The sequence below is a fragment of the Streptomyces telluris genome (assembly GCF_024519335.1).
Classification (GTDB): Bacteria; Actinomycetota; Actinomycetes; order Streptomycetales; family Streptomycetaceae; genus Streptomyces; species Streptomyces telluris.
Genome location: NZ_JANIID010000001.1, coordinates 272,292 through 289,946 on the forward strand (window position 1 = coordinate 272,292; position 17,655 = coordinate 289,946).

14 protein-coding genes are annotated in these 17,655 nt (G+C 74.5%); 5 read left to right on the forward strand and 9 right to left on the reverse strand.

What is annotated here, in order from left to right:
• Positions 1-41: 41 nt before the first annotated feature.
• The 4 genes from NQU55_RS01170 to NQU55_RS01185 all read right to left on the reverse strand — a co-directional run bounded on the left by NQU55_RS01170 (position 42) and on the right by NQU55_RS01185 (position 7,652).
• Entirely contained in the window at positions 42-1,220 is a 1,179-nt protein-coding gene (locus NQU55_RS01170) for an acyl-CoA dehydrogenase family protein (RefSeq protein WP_168092464.1), read from the reverse strand.
• A complete protein-coding gene (locus NQU55_RS01175; RefSeq protein ID WP_168092463.1) occupies positions 1,217-4,378 on the reverse strand; it encodes a non-ribosomal peptide synthetase in 3,162 nt (1,053 codons plus the stop codon). Before NQU55_RS01175 ends, NQU55_RS01170 begins: the two co-directional genes overlap by 4 nt.
• A gap of 131 nt (positions 4,379-4,509) precedes the next feature.
• Positions 4,510-5,841: a condensation domain-containing protein gene (locus NQU55_RS01180; protein WP_168092462.1), complete on the reverse strand. Its 1,332-nt coding sequence runs from the start codon at positions 5,839-5,841 to the stop codon at positions 4,510-4,512.
• A 560-nt stretch (positions 5,842-6,401) separates the two neighbouring features.
• The gene (locus NQU55_RS01185; RefSeq protein ID WP_168092461.1) at positions 6,402-7,652 is read right to left on the reverse strand and encodes an MFS transporter; all 1,251 of its coding nucleotides are present in this window, start codon (positions 7,650-7,652) and stop codon (positions 6,402-6,404) included.
• Between the two features lie 326 nt (positions 7,653-7,978).
• Between NQU55_RS01185 and NQU55_RS01190 the strand changes: the two genes are divergently transcribed.
• The 4 genes from NQU55_RS01190 to NQU55_RS01205 all read left to right on the forward strand — a co-directional run bounded on the left by NQU55_RS01190 (position 7,979) and on the right by NQU55_RS01205 (position 11,016).
• Positions 7,979-8,665 carry a ribonuclease H family protein gene (locus tag NQU55_RS01190; RefSeq protein WP_168092460.1) on the forward strand — a complete coding sequence of 229 codons (687 nt, stop codon included), beginning with the start codon at positions 7,979-7,981 and terminating at the stop codon, positions 8,663-8,665.
• Between the two features lie 58 nt (positions 8,666-8,723).
• The gene (locus NQU55_RS01195) at positions 8,724-9,494 is read left to right on the forward strand and encodes a GNAT family N-acetyltransferase (protein WP_168092459.1); all 771 of its coding nucleotides are present in this window, start codon (positions 8,724-8,726) and stop codon (positions 9,492-9,494) included.
• Positions 9,495-9,660: 166 nt separating this feature from the next.
• The gene (locus NQU55_RS01200) at positions 9,661-10,308 is read left to right on the forward strand and encodes a DUF4360 domain-containing protein (protein ID WP_168092458.1); all 648 of its coding nucleotides are present in this window, start codon (positions 9,661-9,663) and stop codon (positions 10,306-10,308) included.
• Positions 10,309-10,368: 60 nt separating this feature from the next.
• Positions 10,369-11,016, forward strand: a complete 648-nt coding sequence (locus NQU55_RS01205; protein ID WP_256789435.1) for a DUF4360 domain-containing protein — start codon at positions 10,369-10,371, stop codon at positions 11,014-11,016.
• Positions 11,017-11,088: 72 nt separating this feature from the next.
• Here NQU55_RS01205 and NQU55_RS01210 read toward each other — a convergent pair whose 3' ends face one another.
• The 5 genes from NQU55_RS01210 to NQU55_RS01230 form a co-directional block, all read right to left on the reverse strand.
• Positions 11,089-11,760, reverse strand: a complete 672-nt coding sequence (locus tag NQU55_RS01210) for a response regulator (RefSeq protein ID WP_372504598.1) — start codon at positions 11,758-11,760, stop codon at positions 11,089-11,091.
• Positions 11,757-13,097 (reverse strand): sensor histidine kinase, encoded by a 1,341-nt coding sequence (locus NQU55_RS01215; protein ID WP_256789436.1) that lies wholly within the window; start codon positions 13,095-13,097, stop codon positions 11,757-11,759. Before NQU55_RS01215 ends, NQU55_RS01210 begins: the two co-directional genes overlap by 4 nt.
• A gap of 77 nt (positions 13,098-13,174) precedes the next feature.
• The gene (locus NQU55_RS01220) at positions 13,175-14,377 is read right to left on the reverse strand and encodes an acyltransferase family protein (RefSeq protein WP_168093679.1); all 1,203 of its coding nucleotides are present in this window, start codon (positions 14,375-14,377) and stop codon (positions 13,175-13,177) included.
• A 116-nt stretch (positions 14,378-14,493) separates the two neighbouring features.
• A complete protein-coding gene (locus NQU55_RS01225) occupies positions 14,494-15,213 on the reverse strand; it encodes a YoaK family protein (RefSeq protein WP_256789439.1) in 720 nt (239 codons plus the stop codon).
• A gap of 59 nt (positions 15,214-15,272) precedes the next feature.
• Positions 15,273-16,325 carry a GntR family transcriptional regulator gene (locus NQU55_RS01230; protein ID WP_240976476.1) on the reverse strand — a complete coding sequence of 351 codons (1,053 nt, stop codon included), beginning with the start codon at positions 16,323-16,325 and terminating at the stop codon, positions 15,273-15,275.
• Between the two features lie 168 nt (positions 16,326-16,493).
• Between NQU55_RS01230 and NQU55_RS01235 the strand changes: the two genes are divergently transcribed.
• Positions 16,494-17,621 carry an FAD-dependent monooxygenase gene (locus NQU55_RS01235; RefSeq protein WP_168093677.1) on the forward strand — a complete coding sequence of 376 codons (1,128 nt, stop codon included), beginning with the start codon at positions 16,494-16,496 and terminating at the stop codon, positions 17,619-17,621.
• The last annotated feature ends 34 nt before the right edge of the window (positions 17,622-17,655 follow it).

Sequence of the window (17,655 nt, forward strand, 5' to 3'; positions counted from 1 at the left end):
TCGGAAGGCGGATCAGGAGGGAGAAAGGGGCGCGGGAGCGGTCAGCCCAGCCCCATGGCCCGGGCGACGATCACCTTCTGGATCTCGGACGTCCCCTCGATGATCGTCATCATCCGGACGTACCGGTACAGGAACTCCAGCGGATGGCCCCGCACCCAGCCCGTCGCCCCGTGCACCTGCAAGGACCGGTCCACGACCCGGACCGCGGTCTCGGAGGACGTCAGCTTGGCGAGCGCCGCGTTCTCCGGGGCCTCCACGCCCTCGTCCACCAGCCGCGCGCACGCCAGCGTCAGCAGCTTGGCCGCCTCCACCTCCGCCCGGCTGCTCACGAGGTGCTCCTGGACGTGCTGGTACGCGCCGATGCGCTCCCCGAAGGCCCGCCGCTCGCGGGCGTACGCGATCCCCAGTTCCAGCGCGTGCTCGGCGATGCCGTTGCACATCGCCGCCACCACGAGCCGGCCCCGGGAGAGGCTGTCGATGCCGTTGCCGAGCGCCGCGCCGACGCCCGCCTCGCCGCCGATGACGGCCTCGGCGGGCAGCCGCACCTCGTCCAGCACCAGTTCGTACAACTCCTCGCCGGACATGCCCTGGTAGCGCTGGCCGATGCGCAGGCGCGGCTGGTCCATGCCCATGACGAACGCCGTGGCGCCGCCCTCGCCTCCACCGGCGTCGACGGCCCGGGCCACGACGATGACGAAGTCCGCGTGACCGGCGTTGCTGACGAAGGTCTTGCGCCCCGACAGCACCCAGCCGCCGTCCGCGTCCCGCACGGCGGTGGTGGTGAGGTGGAAGGCGTCGGACCCGGCGTTCGGCTCGGTCAGCGCCAGGCAGCGCGTCGCCTCGCCGCGCACCAGCGGCTTGAGGTACTGCTCGATCTGCTTCTCGGTGCCCTGGCGCAGCAGCGGGCTCGGCCCGTCCGAGCCGGCGAGCGCGTACGGGGCCAGCGGGCAGCCGCTGCGGCCGGCCGCGTGGTGCAGCAGCACCACGGCGCTGAACGGCATGCCGGAGCCGCCCAGTTCCTCGGGGTGGTCGCCGGCGTAGAAGCCCAGCTTCGCCGAGCGGCGGCGGACGTACGCGCGCAGGTCGGCCGGCGGCATGTCCCCGTTCTCCGGCAGCTCGGCCGCCAGGGGGACCAGCTCGCGGCGGACGAACGCGGTGAAGGCGTCGGCGATCTCGCGGTGCTCCGTCTCCAGGACGGAGGAGGGGGTGGTGGCGCTCATCGGGCGGTCTCCGTCAGGGCTCGGGCCTGGTCGGCGAGGACGGGGTGCTGGAAGAGGACGCGCAGCGGCGGGCGCGTGCCGAGCCGGGCCTCCAGCCAGGCGGCGAGGTGGGCGGCCAGCAGGGAGTGCCCGCCGACCTGGAAGAAGTGGGACGACGGCGAGAACCGGTCGTGCCCCAGCACTTCGCGCCAGCCCTCGGCCAGCAGGGCGACGGCCGGGTCGCCGCCGTCCTCCTCCTGCGGAGCAGCGGGGCCGGCGGCCGTTCCCGCCTCGGCGGCGAGGCGGGCCAGTGCGGCGCGGTCCGGCTTGCCGCCGGGCAGTGTGGGCACGGCTCCCGCCGGACGGATCCAGCGCGCGGGGACGAGCGCGGCGGGCAGCCGCTCGGACAGCGCCTTGTGCAGCAGGGCCTGGTCGGGCTCCTCGCCGCCGTCGACGAAGCCGGTCAGACAGGGGCCGCCGGCCGCGTCCCGGCCGAGGACGACCGCGCACGAGCGCCCGCCGAGCACCTCGGAGGCCACCGCCTCGATCTCCTCCAGCTCGATGCGGTAGCCGCGCAGCTTGATCTGGTTGTCGCGGCGGCCGAGGAACCACAGCAGGCCGTCGCGGTCCCGGTAGCCGAGGTCGCCGGTCAGGTAGACGCGCGTCCCGCCGAGCGCGGGCACGGTGACGAACCGGGCCGCGGTGGCCGCCGCGGCCTCGCCGCCGCCGAGGTAGCCCTCGGCGAGCCCGGCGCCGGAGACGGCGAGTTCGCCGACCGCACCCACGGGCAGCGGCTGCAGACCCGCGTCCAGGACGTGCACCCCGACGCCCGGCAGCGCGGTCCCCAGCGGCACCTCGCCGCCCTCGCCGGTGCCTCCGGCCCCCTCGCGGGTCACCTCGTGGACCGTGGAGGTGATGGCCGCCTCGGTCACCCCGTAGGCGTTGAGGACCGTCGCGTCCGTCGCGGCCAGGACGTCCCGCAGCGCGGCGGCCGGCAGCCGCTCCCCGCCGGCGACCAGCAGCCGCGGCTCCCACATTCCGTCGCGGAGCGCCTCGCACAGCTCCTCCCGTACGGCCAGGAGGTAACTCGTCGGCAGGTTGGCGACGCTGACCCGGCGGGCGGCCAGGACGGCGATGAGCTCGGCCGCCGTCGGGACCTCCCGCTGCGGCACGACCAGGGACGCGCCGGCCAGCAGGGACGGCAGCACCTCCTCCAGGGCCACGTCGAACGAGGGCTGGGCGAAGAGCAGCACCTTGTCGTCGCTGCGCAGCCCGAAGCGCCCGGCCACCGTCGTCGCGTGGTGGGCGAGCGCGGCCCGGCCGACCGCCACGGCCTTGGGCAGGCCCGTGGAACCGGACGTGTGGATGACGTACGCCGCCCCCTCGACGCGCGCGGCCGGCGCGGCGGCGGGGAAGGCGCCGCCGGCGTCGAGCAGCGCGACCGGGACCGGCAGGCCCGCCGCGGGCAGCGCGAGGGCGCTCTCGCGGTCGGCCAGGACCAGGGCCGGGGACAGGCGCCGCAGCAGCGTCTCCAGGCGGCTCGCCGGGTCGTTGGGGGACAGCGGGCAGTAGACCGCGCGGACGCGCAGGCACGCGAGCAGGGTCACGACGGTGTCCACGCCGCGCGGCAGGACGGCCGCGACGGGCTGACCGGCGGTGACGCCCGCCGCGCGCAGGCGCGCGGCCAGCTCGTCGACGAGCCGGTCGAGTTCACCGTAGGTGATCTTCCGGGCGCCGCTGACGAGGGCGGGGAGGCCGGGGTCGTGACGGGTGACGGGGTCGAGGGCGGAGTCGGGGGCGTCCGTGGCCCCGGACTCGTGGGCCTGCGCCGGTACGGGCGCCGACCGGACGGCGAGCGTCGCGAGCGGCGCCTCCGGAGTCTCCAGATAGGCCCGTACGAGATCGAGGAAACGATCCGCCAGCAGCCGGGCGGCGTCCTCGTCGAACAGGTCCCGGTCGTAGTCCCAGACCAGCGTCATGCCCGCGGGGCCCTGCCGCGGCCCGACCGTGCGCCGGTCGTCGGGCAGCAGCACCAGGTCGAGGTCGAAGCGGGTGGTGCCGGTGTTGAAGCCCTCGAACAGCGACACCTCCAGGCCCGGCACCTCGACCTCCGGCAGCGCCGCGTCGTGGGCGCTGAACATGACGCTGAAGAGCGGGTTGTCCGCGCCGGACGTGTGCAGGCCGAGCTCGCGGGTGAGCACCTGCACGGGGACGTCCTGGTACGGCAGGGCCCGGATCAGGCTGTCGGTGACCTCGTCCACCGCCTCGTCCGCCCCGGCCGCCGGGTCCAGGCGCAGCCGCAGCGGGATCGTGTTCACGAACATGCCGGTGGCCGACTCGAAGCCCTCGGGGCGGTTGCCGACCGCGGTGCCGACGACGAGGTCGGCACGGCCGCTGTGGCGGCGCAGGAGTTCGGCGAAGAGCGCGAGGAGCGTGGAGAAGGGGGTGTGGCCCTGGGCGCGGCTGTGGGCGCGCAGGCGCTCGGCGAGCGCGGCGTCGACGGCCTGCCGCAGCTGGCCGCCCGCGTGCCGGCGCCGGGCCCCGGGCCGGGCGAGACCGGGCAGCGGCAGGTCGAACGACGCGTCGCCCAGCTCGCGCCGCCAGTGCGCCAGGCCCGCCTCGCGCCGGGCCGCCCGCTCGGGGCTGCCGGCGGCCTCGACGTGGTCGGTGTAGGAGGCGGCCGGCGGCAGGACCGCCTGCTCGCCCAGCACGCGGGCCCGGTAGACGGTGAACACGTCGTGCAGCAGGATCGCGAACGAGTGCCCGTCGTGCACGAGATGGTGCTCGACGTGGACGAGGCGGTGGTGGTCCGCACCGAGCCGGACGAGGCACCAGCGCAGCAGCGGCGCCTCGTGGACGTCGAGGGGCGTCTCGGCCTCGGTGCGCAGCAGCGCCGCGAACGTCTCCTCGGGGTCGGCCTCGCCGCTGAAGTCGACCGTCCGCAGCCGGGGCGCGCAGTTCTCGCGCACGCGCTGGCCGGGCAGGCCGCCGGGGGAGTCGACGAGTTCGAGGCGCAGGCCGGGGTGCCGGTCCAGCGCCGCCGCCAGTCCCTCCCGGAGCGCGGCCTCGTCGAGGGTGCCGCGCAGGTCCACGGTGGCGGTGAAGTTGTAGGCGCGACTGCCGGGCAGCATCTGCTCGTGCAGCCAGACGATCTCCTGGGATGTGGAGAGTCCGAACATGATCAACCTTTCCGGGTCGGGAGGTGTGCGGGCCGGGGCCGGGTGGGCCCGTGCGGCCGGTGGAGGAGCCGCCCCGGGCGCCGCGCGCCGGTCGGGCGGTGCGGCGCAGGGCGGGGCGGCCCGCGGCGGGCTCAGCCCGCGGGCGCGGGATGTGCGCTGCGCGTGGCGAGCGCGGTGAGCGCGTCGGTCAGGTGGTCGAAGGCCTCGTCCGCGCGGTGGTCCGGAACGGCGGACCGGTCCCAGGCCATGCGGACCAGCAGGTCGGATCCGTAGGAGACGGAGACGGCGAAGGGGGCCTGCACGGGGCGGCCGTCGATGTGCGTCTCCCGCCCCGTGGCGTCGCCGAGCCGCAGCGGCGGCCGGCGGCCGAGGTCCTCGAAGGTGAGGAGGCCGTCCAGCCGGCCGGACCACGGTGCCCCGGCCCGGCGGGCCGCGTGGACCACCTCGTCGAAGGGGGTGTCGGCGCGGTCGAGGTCGTCCCACCAGGCCGAGGCCCGCTCGGCGAGGCCGGTGTCGTCCGCCGGGTGCGCGACGGTGTTGAGGAAGCAGCCGAGGACCGGTGCGGCGCCAGGCGGCCTGCCGCCCCACGGGTAGCCCAGGACCGGTACGGAGTCCGGGCCGTAAAGCGTGCGGGCCGCCCCGGCACAGGCGTCGAGGAGGACGGGGAAGGCCGTGGAACGCGCGCCGTCGCCGGGGACGGGGATCCGGCGCAGGGCGGTGCCGGTGCCGGTGCCCGTGCCCGGGGCGGGGTGGGCCTGCCCGCTCGCGGGGGCGCTCGCGGCGCCGCCGCGGAGGTCCGCGAGGCGCTTCGCCCAGTAGGCGAGGGCCTCCGGCCGCGACGCCCGTTCCTCGGCGGCGAGTTGACGGTGCACGGCGTCCGCGTAGGCGGCCGTGCCCTCGGCCGCCACGTCCGCGGGAACGTCCTGCGGCCCGAGGCCGTCGCGGTAGGCGTCGGAGAGGCCCGCCGTGATCAGCCCCAGGGACTGCTCGTCGCAGGCCGTGTGGTCCAGGACCACGGCGAGGACCTCCTGCGGGCCGCCGTCGTCCGCCAGGACGAACCGCAACGGCGGGCCGTCCGCGGGCCATGCGGCCAGCGCGCGCCGCAGGGCGTCGTCGGCGCTCTCCCCGGGCCGCGGCCGGACCCGCTCCACCTGCCCGACGGGGTCGCCGGGCACCTGGAGCGGCACCCCCCGCCGCACCAGCGGGCGCGTGCGCAGCGCCGGGTGCAGCGCGGCCAGGTGCCCGGCGGCCGCCCGCAGCCGCCCGGTGTCGACGGCCCCCGCGGGGAAGACGAAGAACAACGGGACCAGCACGGGCCGCCCGGCGGGGTCGAGCTGCCGGGAGAGCAGGAACCGCCGCTGCGCGCCGGTCACGGGCAGCGGTGCGCCGCCGGGCTCGGCGGCGCCCTCGGTGAGGCGCCGGTAGCGGGCGAGATAGGACGAGGTGATGTTGCCGGGTTGCACGATGACCTCCCGTGCGCCGGGGGCGCGACGGCTCGTGGGACGAGAAGGGAGCTGGCAGGTTGTCGAGCGGGTTGGTGCTGCGGGTTTCGGCGGTGACGGATACGGGCGGCGTCGGCGGGGCGCCGCGGCCTTCGGGCCGTATCGACGGCCCACCGGCCGGCCGGGGCGGCCCGGCCGCCCGGGTGCCGGGGTGGGCCGGTGACCGGGGTGGCACGGCCGGCCGGGGTCTGTTGTCCGGTCGGGGCGGTGCTGGAGGCCGGCCGGTACCGGGACGGGCTGGTGACCGGGGGGCGCGGCCGGTCGAGGTCGCTCGTAGGGTCGGGGCGGTGTCGGGGGTCGGCTCGGGGCGGTTGTCGGTGCGGAGCCCTCGGCGGCGGCCTCGCCGATCGGGCCGGGGCCGTGGCCCCGTGGCCCGGGCCGGCGGCGCCCGCGGGGTGTACCGGCGCTCCGCAGGGCCGCATCCGGGTCGCCCGGGGCCGCAGCCCGGTGGCTTCGCCGGCCGGGGGACGGGCGCGGGACCGGCCCCACGCTCGCTCCGGCCGCCGGAGGGCGGGGGCGTCTCAGCCCGTGACCACCGGCGCCGCCGGCAGGTCGCGCAGGCGGCGCAGGGGCGACGCCAGGAGCGGCACGGGCACCAGCAGGAGCCCGGCGGCGCACACCCACACGGCGGCGCGCGGTCCGGCCGTCTCGGCGACGGCGCCGCCGACGAGCGCGCCGAGGGGCATGGTGCCCCACACCATGAAGCGCAGCGTGGCGTTCATCCGGCCGAGCAGCTCGGCGGGGCACAGCAGTTGCCGGAAGCTGACCTGGGCGACGTTGTAGACGACGGCGCCGAAGAAGACGGCCGCGGAGGCGACGGCGAACCACGCGGCGGAGGCGCCCCGGCCGGCCAGCGGCCAGAGCAGGGCGAACGGGCCGGTGACGACGGTCGACAGCCAGATGACTCTCGCCTGGCCGACCGCGCGGGCGAGCACTCCGGCGCACAGGGCGCCGGCGAGGCCGCCGACGGCCGAGGCGGACATCATCAGTCCGAGGACGCCGGGCGGCAGGTCCAGCACCCGCACCAGGAACACCGTCTGGACCGCCACGAGCATCGCGGTGAAGAAGTTCGCGAGCGCCGTCGCGCAGGCGATCATGCGCAGGACGGGGTGCCGGAAGACGAAGGCGAGGCCCTCCGCGATCTGGGCGCGCAGCGGGATGCCCGGCGCGGGTGCGGGCTGTGGTTCGGGGGCCCGGATGCCGCGCAGGAAGACGGCGGACAGCACGTAGCCGATCGCGTCGGCCAGCAGGGCGAAAGGGGCGCCGAGGAGCTGCACCAGGGCGCCGCCCAGCCCGGGGCCCGCGACCTGGGCGGACGAACGCGCCGTCTCCAGGGCGCCGTTGCCCGCGACCAGCTGTTCACGCGGCAGGAGGGACGGAAGGTAGCTCTGGTGCGCGATGTCGAAGAAGACGGTGGCCACGCCGGTGACGAGGGCGACCACGTAGAGGTGCGCCATGGTCAGGGCCCCGGCCCAGGCGGCGAGCGGCAGGCTCGCCATCGCCGCCGCGCGGACGACGTCGGCGCGGATGAGGACCGGCAGCCGGCGCATCCGGTCCACCCACGCTCCGGCCGGCAGGCCGACCAGCAGGAACGCCGCGGTCTCGGCGGCGGTCAGCAGGCCGGCCTCCATGGGGGAGGCGTCGAGCACGACCACGGCGACCAGGGGCAGGGCCACCACGGTCACCTGAGCGCCGATCTGGCTCACCGCGGCACCGGCCAGCAGCAAACGGAAATCCCTATTCCGTAAGAGGCCGCCGCTGTGAGGCTTCATTGACAACATTTGGCAGACATTTGGGCATGACCATGCGCTCAGTCAAAAATGACGGATATTTTCGGTCATTAACGTTCTCAATATGGACAACTCCTATCGACCGCCCAGTGAACCGAAGATGTTCGGCATCTGAACGGCACCTGCGTGACCTGCGGTGGTCCCCCGCGGGTGGGAGCAGGGGGCCACCGGGCGGGTCACGCCAGGGGAATGTCCGGTAATCGGTGTCCGGACACCGCAGAGCGCCCGCCGGGCCCGGCGGGCGGACGGGGCGGGGCCGTCCCGCCGGACGCGCACGGCGGGGCCGGGAAGCCTGGCATGATCGAGGGATGTCTGAACAGATCATCGCCGCCTGTGACGGGGCATCGAAGGGCAACCCCGGCCCCGCGGGCTGGGCCTGGGTCGTCGCCGACGCGACGGGCACCCCCGAGCGCTGGGAAGCCGGCCCCCTGGGCAAGGCGACCAACAACATCGCGGAGCTGACCGCCCTCGAACGGCTCCTGGAGGCCACGGACCCGGCCGTACCGATGCAGGTGCGGATGGACTCGCAGTACGCGATGAACGCCGTCACCAAGTGGCTGCCCGGATGGAAGCGCAACGGCTGGAAGACCTCGTCCGGCTCGCCCGTGGCCAACCGCGACCTCGTCGTGCGCATCGACGCCCTCCTCGCGGGCCGCACCGTCGAGTTCCGGTACGTGCCGGCCCACCAGGAGAACGGCGACCCCCTGAACGCCATCGCCGACCAGGCCGCGAGCGACGCGGCCTCCCTCCAGCAGGCGGCCGGCACCGCGCAGGGAGCCGAGGGCATGCCCGTGCCGGCGCCCCGCGAGGCCTCGGCGCCCCGGCGCTCCGGCCCGCCGAAGAGCCGCAAGCCGCGCTCCTCCGGAAACGGAACGGCGACGATCAAGGCGAAGTTCGCGGGCCGCTGCCCGTGCGGCCAGTCGTACGCGGTCGGCGAGAAGATCTCCAAGGGCGAGCGCGGATGGGGCCATCCGTCGTGCGCCTCGGCCACGTGAGCGCCGCCGCCCCGTAATTGCCGCGCGCTCCGCACGGGCCGCCGCCTACGCTCGGCCCATGCCGGACTTCGAACTGCGGCGGATCCACGCCTTCGTCTCGGAATTCGCCCGCCGCCAGGCCGGGCGCACCCTCCCCCTCCCGGGCGGCTTCGCGGCGCGCGACGACGCCTTCGCCCACTCCCGGGGGAACAATCAGGTCGTCATCGACGGCGCGGTGGACCCCGCCGCGCTGCCCGCCCTCGCGGACGAAGCGCTGGGGGACCTCCCCTTCCGTCTGATATCGGTCCTGGACGACGCGACCGGGAAGGCCTGCGCGGAGCCCCTGGCACGGGCCGGCTACCAGCACTCGGTCTGCCTGGTCATGCTGCACTCCGGCCCCGCCCATGCCCCGGGCGCCGGGCGCGAGGCGGGCGTCGTGGGCCTGGACGACCTCCGGGGGCCGCTGACCCGCAGCTGGCGCGACTTCCTCCCGGACGCCGGAGAGGAGGTCGTGCGCCACCTCGTCGAGCGCCGCGAGACCCGGCGGCGCGGCGCCGACGTCGTGCACTTCATCGGCTCGCGCGCGGAGGACGGCGAGGTCGCGTCCTGGGCCGACCTGTACATGGACCGCGCCTCGGGCACGGCCCAGATCGAGGACCTGGTCACGGCGGAGGACCACCTCGGGCGCGGCCATGCCGACGCCGTCCTCGCGGCCGCCCTGCGCATGTCGGTCGCCGCGGGCTGCGGCACGCGCTTCCTGATCGCCGAAGCCGAGGACTGGCCGCGCCACTGGTACGCGCGCAGGGGCTTCACGGCCATCGGCCGCATGCACACCTTCGAACGCTCCTAGGGCGCCCCCGTTCCCTTCCGCTGATGCTGCCGGTGCCGGCGGGACCCAGGAGGTGGCCGGCCCGTCCCCAGGGTCGGCTCAACCTGGCCTATGCACGACCCCTCCCCGGTGGTGGCATGGGCCGCGCGCACAGCGAGTCCGCGCCAGGGAAAGAAAGGGGAATCCCATGTTCAGACCGGTGATGACCGCCGGAGCGGCCGTGGCGCTGGTGGCCGCCGCATCGTTCGCACCCTCCTCGGCCGCCACCGACGGGGTGCCTCCGCCGGACAGGGTCGTCATCGACGTCATGTCGGTCAACGGCTCCGGCTGCCCGGCGGGGACGGCCGCGGTGGCGGTCGCGCCGGGCAACACGGCCTTCACGGTGACCTACAGCAAGTACCTCGCCCAGGTGGGAGTCGGCGCCAAGCCGACCGACTTCCGCAAGAACTGCCAGCTCGGCCTGAACATCCACGTCCCCCAGGGCTTCACCTACGCGATCGCCAAGGCGGACTACCGCGGCTTCGCGCACCTGGAGAGCGGTGCCGTGGGCATGGAGCGGGCCAGCTACTACTTCCAGGGCATGTCCCACACGACCTCCGTCTCCCACCGCTTCACCGGTCCGCTCGACGACAACTGGCAGACGACGGACGTGACGGACGCGGCGGAAGTCGTCTACGCCCCCTGCGGCGCACAGCGGCTGCTCAACGTGAACACCGAGCTCCGGGTGAGCGCGGGCAGCTCGGACCCCGCGAACAGCACCAGCTTCATGGAGATGGACTCCACCGACGGCAGCGTGAGCACGCTCTACCACTTCTCGTGGAAGGAGTGCCCCTGACCGGCCGTCTCGGGTCAGAGGTGTTCGTCCGTGAATCCTGGACCAGGGGGAGGTATCTCCATGTTGAGACCGGTGGTGATCGGCAGCGCGGCCGTCGCCCTGCTCGCCGCTTCGATGGTGCCGTCGTCGGCCGCTGCGGATGGGGACCCTCCGCCTGACAAGATCGTGATCGATGTGGTGGGCGTCAACGGCTCGGGCTGTCCGGCCGGAACGGCAAATGTGACCGTCAGCCCCGACAACACCGCCTTCACCGTGACCTACAGCAATTACCAGGCTCAGGTGGGCCTGGGCGCCAAGCCGACCGACTTCCGCAAGAACTGCCAGCTCAGCCTGAACGTCCGCGTCCCCCAGGGCTTCACGTACGCGGTCGCCGAGGCGGACTACCGGGGCTTCGCCCACCTGGAGAAGGGCGCGACCGGCCTGGAGCGGGCCAACTACTACTTCCAGGGCATGTCGCAGACCACGTACGTGAACCATCACTTCGCGGGCCCGCTCCACGACAACTGGCAGACGTCCGACCTCACGGAGATCGAGTCGCTCGTCTACGCGCCCTGCGGGGCCGTCCGCTACCTGAACATCAACACCGAACTCCGGGTGGACGCCGGCACGTCGGACACCACCCGCACCACGAGCTTCCTCGCGATGGACTCGACCGACGGCAGCATCAGCACGCTCTACCACTTCGCCTGGAAGCAGTGCCCCCGCTGATCCGTCGCCCCCCGTCCCCCGCCCCCTCGTCCCCCTCCCCCTCCTCCTCGTCCTCCGATCCGCCGGCCCGCGTCAGTAGCCGGCCGGCCTGACCAGACCCGTCTCGTACGCGAAGACCGCGGCCTGCGTGCGGTCCCGCAGCCCCAGCTTGACCAGGATCCTGCTCACGTGCGTCTTGACGGTCTGCTCGGCCACGACCAGCCGCGCGGCGATCTCCGCGTTCGACAGGCCCTGGGCCACCAGGGACAGCACCTCCGTCTCACGTTCCGTCAGGCTCCCCACGCGCTCCTTCAGGGGCGCGCGGGGAGCCCCGGTCATGCGGGAGAACTCGGAGATCAGCCGCTTGGTGATGTTGGGGGAGAGCAGGGCGTCCCCGGCCGCGACCACCCGGACCGCCTGGGCGAGGTCCTCGGCCGAGGCGTCCTTCAGCAGGAATCCGGACGCGCCCGCGCGCAGCGCCTCGTACACGTACTCGTCGAGGTCGAACGTGGTCAGGACGAGCACCTTGGTGGTCGCCTCGGCCGGGGCGGTGATGCGGCGGGTCGCCTCGATGCCGCCGAGCTCCGGCATCCGGATGTCCATCAGGACGACGTCGGGAGCGAGCTCGGCGGTCCGGGCGACGGCGTCGAGGCCGTCCACGGCCTGGCCGACCACCTCGATGCCGGGTTCGGCGTTGAGCAGGACCGTGAAGCCCTGGCGGACCATCATCTGGTCGTCGGCTATCAGCACGCGAATGGTCGTCACCGGGCGTCCTCGGCAAGGTCGGAAGGGGCGGGCGGTCCGGGAAGGCCGGAAGGCCCGGACAGATCGGAAGGTTCGGAAAGGCCGGAAGCATCGCAGGGGAGGACAGCGGTCACTTCGTAGCCGCCGTCGGGGGTGGGGCCCACGGCCAGGTCGCCGCCGAGCATGGCGGCCCGCTCGCGCATCCCCAGCACCCCGTGCCCGGCACCCGGCGAGCGCGGGGCGGGCTTGTCCGGCGGGGAGTTGACGACTCGCACGGTGATCCGGCGCGCCCCGTACGCGGTCTCCACCCGTACCGACGCTCCGGGTGCGTGCCGCATGGCGTTGCTGAGGGCCTCCTGGACGATGCGGAACGCCGAGAGCTCCACGCCCGGCGGCAGCGGGCGGGGCTCGCCGGCGACCGAGGAGGTGACCGCGAGGCCGGCGCTGCGGACGTTGCCGAGCAGTTCGTCCAGCCGGTCGAGGGTGGGCTGGGGGGCGTGCCGCACCCCGTCGGCCAGGGCGTCCTCCGAGCGCAGCACGCCCAGGACGCGCCGCAGTTCGGCCAGCGCCTCGACGGCGTTCTGGCGGATGCCCGCGAGGTTCTCCCTGAGCTCCTGCGGCGGCTCCGTGACCAGGTGCGGGGCGACCTGGGCCTGGATGGAGATCACCGACATGTGGTGGGCGACGACGTCGTGCAGCTCGCGGGCTATGCGGTTGCGCTCCTCCAGCAGGGTGCGCCGGGCCCGCTCCTCGGCGGTGAGCACCTCCTGTTCGACCAGCCGCTCCTTGGCCACCCGGCCGGAGCGCAGCGCGGCGCCGAGCAGCACCGCGGTCGTGAGGGCCACGGTGCCCCGGGTGAGGACCTGGTTGTGGCTGTGGGCCGCCATGGTCATGTTGGCCAGCCCCGCGAGCACGGTCAGCGCCAGTGCCACGGCCGTGCTCTGGGGGCGGACCCGCAGCGCCAGGAGGAGCAAAACGAGCGAGTGCAGGGCGATTCCGGCCACGTTCCAAGGCCACAGCATGCCGCTGTCGACCGTGTCGTCCGTGACCAGTCCGGACACGAAGAGCAAGGCCGTCGAGAGCCACCAGGCGGGCGCCGGGCGCATCATGGCGAAGGGGACGGCTGCCGACTGGAGCACGATGATCAGGAGTCCTGTCTCCGTGTCCGGCCCGAACCTGCGGTGGTCGTTGGCATTGAGTATGCCCAGGAGCACCACGAGCAGGGCCGTGTGGACGTGCGGCAGCCAGCCCAGGTGCCTCCCGCGCGGCAGCGGGTCGCGCGCCACCGTCCACAGGTCCTCGTACACGGCGCGCGGCCCCGCCGCCAGTGCTCGCAACAGCCGCTTGTCCACGCGCATTCCGTCCCCCGTGCCCCCCGCGCCACAGGCGCTCACATGATCCATTCTAGGGATCACGTACGAACGCCGACGCATGCTCACGGGCGCCGCGGCGCCGCGGCCGGACCGGGCCGGTGCTCGCGCACGACCCGCGAGTACCCGCGGCTCCGGGGGCGCCCGTGCTCGAAGCGGCGGAACAGCGCCCAGCACCCCAGCAGCGCCGCCCCGAACACCGGCAGCCACGCGAGCCGGGCGCACACCCAGCCGGGCCCGTCTGGGACGGTGTGCAGACCGGGCAGGGGAGTTCCCGCGAGCAGCCCGGCCCCGGTGACCGCCATCATCGCGGTCTGGTGCCAGAGGAAGACCGTCATCGCGAAGAGGTTGACCAGCGCCACCGCCGTCCAGGCCGCCGGGCGCTGCATCGCCCGGCGCAGCGGGCCGAGGAGCAGGAGGGCGGCGCCGCACTGGGCGAGGCCGAAGGTGACGGCGGCCAGCGTCGGCGGGCTGAGATTGGAGACCTCCGCGCCGGGCACCCCGACCATGGAGGCCGGATAGCCGGCGAACGTCACGAGCAGCGCGGTGGCGAGTGAGCCTCCGGCCAGCAGTGCCAGGCCGGTCGTGCGGTTGTGCAGGCGCCCCCGGGCCCATGCGGCGCCCAGGCAGTACGGGACGAGCCAGCCCGCCGCCACGTTCACCCATCCCGGCCACGCCGGCCCGTCCAGGCCGAACCGGATCGCGTCGACGCACAGGACGACGGCCAGCGGCCACCAGGGGGACACCTTCGCGACCAGCGGCGTCGCCGCCGTCAGCGCCGCGAAGACCAGGAGGAACCACAGCGGCGACCACACCAGCTTGAGCAGCGTCAGCACGGTCCCGGTGCCGGTGCCCGACGCCAGCAGCACCCCTGTCGCGACGGCCCACACCGCGAGGACCACGGCGACCGGACGGAACAGCCGGACGAGCCGGCCGCGCAGCCACTGCCCGTACGTCATGCCCCGCGTGCGGGCCGACGCGTGGCTCATGACGCCCACCTGCCCGCCCACCAGGAAGAACACGGCCAGGGTCTGCAACAGCCAGGAGGCGGGGGCGAGTGCGGGCAGGTGGCTGAGCGGGCTCGCGCCGTGCACGGTCCCGCTGTCGGCGACCAGGGCCGTCACCAGCCAGTGGCCGCCCACGACACCGAGGACGGCGAAGGCCCGCAGGCCGTCGAGGGCGCGGTCGCGCGCGGGCGGCGCCGCGCCGCGCAGGGCGGGCCACAGGACACTTCCGCGGTGCCGTGGAGCTTGCGTGGGGGACGCCATGAAGGACGGTTCCTTCCGTGCCGGGTGTGGGTGGTGCTTCCGGCACGGAAGCTACGGACCGCGGCCTGTGGCCGGCGTCCCCCGCGGGAGTGCACCCGCGGCGTAGCTCTGCAGTACTACGGGTCCGGGGGGTGGTGGCCCGGGGTGCAGATGCAGGTGAGGGCGAGGGCGAGGGCGACGGCCAGGACGCAGGCGGACGTCACCAGGAGGACGACGGGAGGGCGCACGGCCTCGTGGAGCATCCACGCGCCCAGCAGGCCGCCGGCGAACATCGCGCCGACCGAGGCGGTGCGGCGGAGCTCGTAGCGGGGGCCGGAGGGGATCCTGGAGTCGAGGCCGAAGGGGGAGGTGCCGATGAGGGCGGTCATGGTGCGGGTGATGACGGTGGTCGGCATGTCCGGCACGCTCGCCCGCAACGTCGTGACGTTGCGCATGCCCATGGCCAGGGCGACCAGGGCCACCACCACGTACTGACGGAAGGCCGGGGGATGGCCGGACCGTCCGGCGGTCCAGCCCGTCAGTCCCGCGACGGCCAGCAGCACGGACTCCGCGACCAGGGCCCGCACGAGCCACCGGCGCCCGAGGGCGTCCGCGCGGGAGCTCAGCCGCGCCCCCAGGGCGGCGCCGACGGCGAACCCGATGAGCGACGCCCCCGACGCGGCGGCGGAGAACTCCCCGGATCCGACGACCGCGAAGCCGAGGAAGAGCGTGTTGCCCGTCTGGACGGCGGTGAAGACGGGGCCGAGCGCGAGGAAGCTGACCGCCTCGACCATCCCCGTCGTCACGGTCAGCGCCACCATGGCCGTCGTGAGGGCGGCACCGGGCTGCAGCTTCACGGGTACCACTGTCGGCGGGCCCGCGGCGCCCGGCGCCGATTGCGCTGTCCGTGGGCCGTTCAGGCCTCCCGCGCCGGGCCCGCCCCCGGGCCCTCGACCAGCGCGGTCAGGCCGTCCAGCATCGAGGTGAGGCCGAGCTCGAAGACCTCGTCGAGGCGCAGGTCGTAGCCGTCGCCCTCGGCGAACGCCCCGATCACCTTGGCGAAGACGGGATAGCGGCCGGAGGAGGTGAGGGCGTCGTAGGCCGCGGCCTGGGAGTCCATCCACTCCTCCCCGGACAGCCCGGACTCGCTCGCGGCCTGGGCCTCCCGCTCCAGGTGGACGGCGGTGCCCTGGACGTAGCTGTAGAGCAGGACGTTCAGGTCGAGCATCGTCGCCGGAGCCAGGCCGTGGCCGTCGAGCGCGCCGAGCATCCACTCGGAGTAGCCGATGAGCCGGGGCACGGCGAGGGGGCGGGTGAGGGGCCCGATGTGCGCGAGCCAGGGGTGCCTGCGGTGCACCGCCCACAGCGCGCGGGCCCCCAGCTCCAGGCGCTCCCGCCAGCCGGCGGGCGCGTCGTCGGGGTAGGCCAGCTCGGCGAGCACCGCATCGGCCATGAGGAGCACCAGGTCGTCCTTGCCGGTGACGTAGCGGTAGGGCGACATGGCGGCGACCCCCAGGCGGCTGGCGACGCCGCGCATGGAGAGCGAGGCCAGCCCTTCGGCGTCGGCGATGGCGACGGCCGCCCGGACGATGCGGGCGCGGGTCAGCTCGTGTTCGGTGCCGGACGATGCGGGCGCCGGTGCGGCGGTGCCCTTCCCGGCGGGCGGGGCGGCGCCCTTCGCGGCGGGCGCGGCTGCGGACGCCCGCGGGGCGCGCTCGGGCCGGGTCCGGTCGGGCCGGGGCCGCTCCGGGCCCGCGACCACGGTGCCCACGCGCGGCCGGGCTTGTACGAGCCCCTCCTGGCGCAGGGTGGTCAGCACCTTCGTGGCCGTGGCGAGGGCGACGCCGAAGTCCTCGGCGATCTGCCGCGTGGACGGGACGCGGTCGCCGGGGGCGAGCTCGCCGTCCGCGATGCGCCGCCGCAGCTCGGCCGCGATGCGGAGGTAGGGGGGAACCGATGTGCCGGCCAAGGACGGCCTCCTTCTTCTTCCTGTACTAGTACAGAGCCTAGCAGGGGAGTAAGTCGTGAAGGGCTTCTGTACTAGTGCAGAGCCTGTAAGTGTGCTTGTCAATGCTGCGCTTACGGCGTACATTCAGCCGCGTACAGCGTAAGCAGTGAATGCGAAAAGGTGCTCACCATGAAGACCGTCCTCATCTCCGGTGCCAGCGTCGCCGGGCTCACCCTCGCCTACTGGCTCCGCCGCAACGGCCTCGCCGCGACCGTCGTCGAGCGGGCCCCCGCCGTCCGCCCGGGCGGGCAGGCCATCGACGTCCGCGGCGTCGCCATCGACGTCCTCGACCGGACCGGGATCCTGGAGGAGGCGCGCGCCGTCCGCACCCGGCTGCGCGGCATGGCGATGCTCGACGGCGGCGGCAAGGAGGTGTGGCGCTCCGAGGAGATGACGCTGAGCGGCGGCCGTCTCGACAACGAGGACATCGAGCTGCTGCGCGAGGACCTCACCGGGCTGCTGCACCGGCAGGCGCTCGGCGAAGGCGTGGAATTCCTCTACGGCGACTCCATCGCCGCTCTCGACGAGGGGCCGGACGGCGTGCGGGTCGCCTTCGAGCAGGGCCCGGAGCGGACCTTCGACCTCGTCGTGGGCGCGGACGGCCTGCACTCGCGCGTGCGGCAGCTGGCCTTCGGCCCGGAGGAGCGGTTCATCCGGCGCCTCGGCGCCTACGTCACGGTCTTCAGCGCCCCCAACTTCCTCGGCCTCGACAACTGGGAGATATGGCTCAACGACGAGTCCGCGGCCGGCGGCGCGACCTACTGCCTCTACCCGGTGCGGGACAACAGCGAGATGAGGGCCACGCTCGGCTTCAAGTCGGACCCCGTCGCGTACGACCACCGCGACACCGAGCAGCAGAAGGAGCTCATGGCCGAGCGGCTGGCGCACGTGGGCTGGGAGACGCCGCGGCTCCTGCAGGCCATGCGCGAAGCCCCGGACTTCTACTTCGACGAGATGGCCCAGATCCACATGGACCGGTGGGCCGCCGGCCGGGTGGCCCTGGCGGGCGACGCCGGCTACTGCGCGTCTCCGCTCTCCGGCCAGGGCACCAGCCTGGCGCTCGTGGGCGCCTACGTCCTGGCCTCCGAAATCGGCCGGCAGGGGAACGGCGATCACGCCGCCGCCTTCGCCCGCTACGAGTCGCGCATGCGGCCGTTCGTGGCCCTCAACCAGGCGCTCGCACAGGAGAACGCCGGGGGGAACGCGTCGGAGGAGTCGATGGAGAAGGCGAAGCACGGCATCGCGCTCGACAGCTGAACCGCAGCTGAACCACAGCCGAACCGCAGCCGAA

What these genes read in the sequence shown, in the direction of transcription:
- NQU55_RS01190 (WP_168092460.1), top strand. Translation starts at nt 7,979, where the DNA reads ATGTCTGAACAGATCATCGCCGCCTGTGACGGGGCATCGAAGGGCAAC.
- NQU55_RS01215 (WP_256789436.1), bottom strand. Translation starts at nt 13,097, where the DNA reads ATGCGCGTGGACAAGCGGCTGTTGCGAGCACTGGCGGCGGGGCCGCGC.
- NQU55_RS01185 (WP_168092461.1), bottom strand. Translation starts at nt 7,652, where the DNA reads ATGAAGCCTCACAGCGGCGGCCTCTTACGGAATAGGGATTTCCGTTTG.
- NQU55_RS01175 (WP_168092463.1), bottom strand. Translation starts at nt 4,378, where the DNA reads ATGTTCGGACTCTCCACATCCCAGGAGATCGTCTGGCTGCACGAGCAG.
- NQU55_RS01170 (WP_168092464.1), bottom strand. Translation starts at nt 1,220, where the DNA reads ATGAGCGCCACCACCCCCTCCTCCGTCCTGGAGACGGAGCACCGCGAG.
- NQU55_RS01235 (WP_168093677.1), top strand. Translation starts at nt 16,494, where the DNA reads ATGAAGACCGTCCTCATCTCCGGTGCCAGCGTCGCCGGGCTCACCCTC.
- NQU55_RS01205 (WP_256789435.1), top strand. Translation starts at nt 10,369, where the DNA reads ATGTTGAGACCGGTGGTGATCGGCAGCGCGGCCGTCGCCCTGCTCGCC.
- NQU55_RS01195 (WP_168092459.1), top strand. Translation starts at nt 8,724, where the DNA reads ATGCCGGACTTCGAACTGCGGCGGATCCACGCCTTCGTCTCGGAATTC.
- NQU55_RS01220 (WP_168093679.1), bottom strand. Translation starts at nt 14,377, where the DNA reads ATGGCGTCCCCCACGCAAGCTCCACGGCACCGCGGAAGTGTCCTGTGG.
- NQU55_RS01200 (WP_168092458.1), top strand. Translation starts at nt 9,661, where the DNA reads ATGTTCAGACCGGTGATGACCGCCGGAGCGGCCGTGGCGCTGGTGGCC.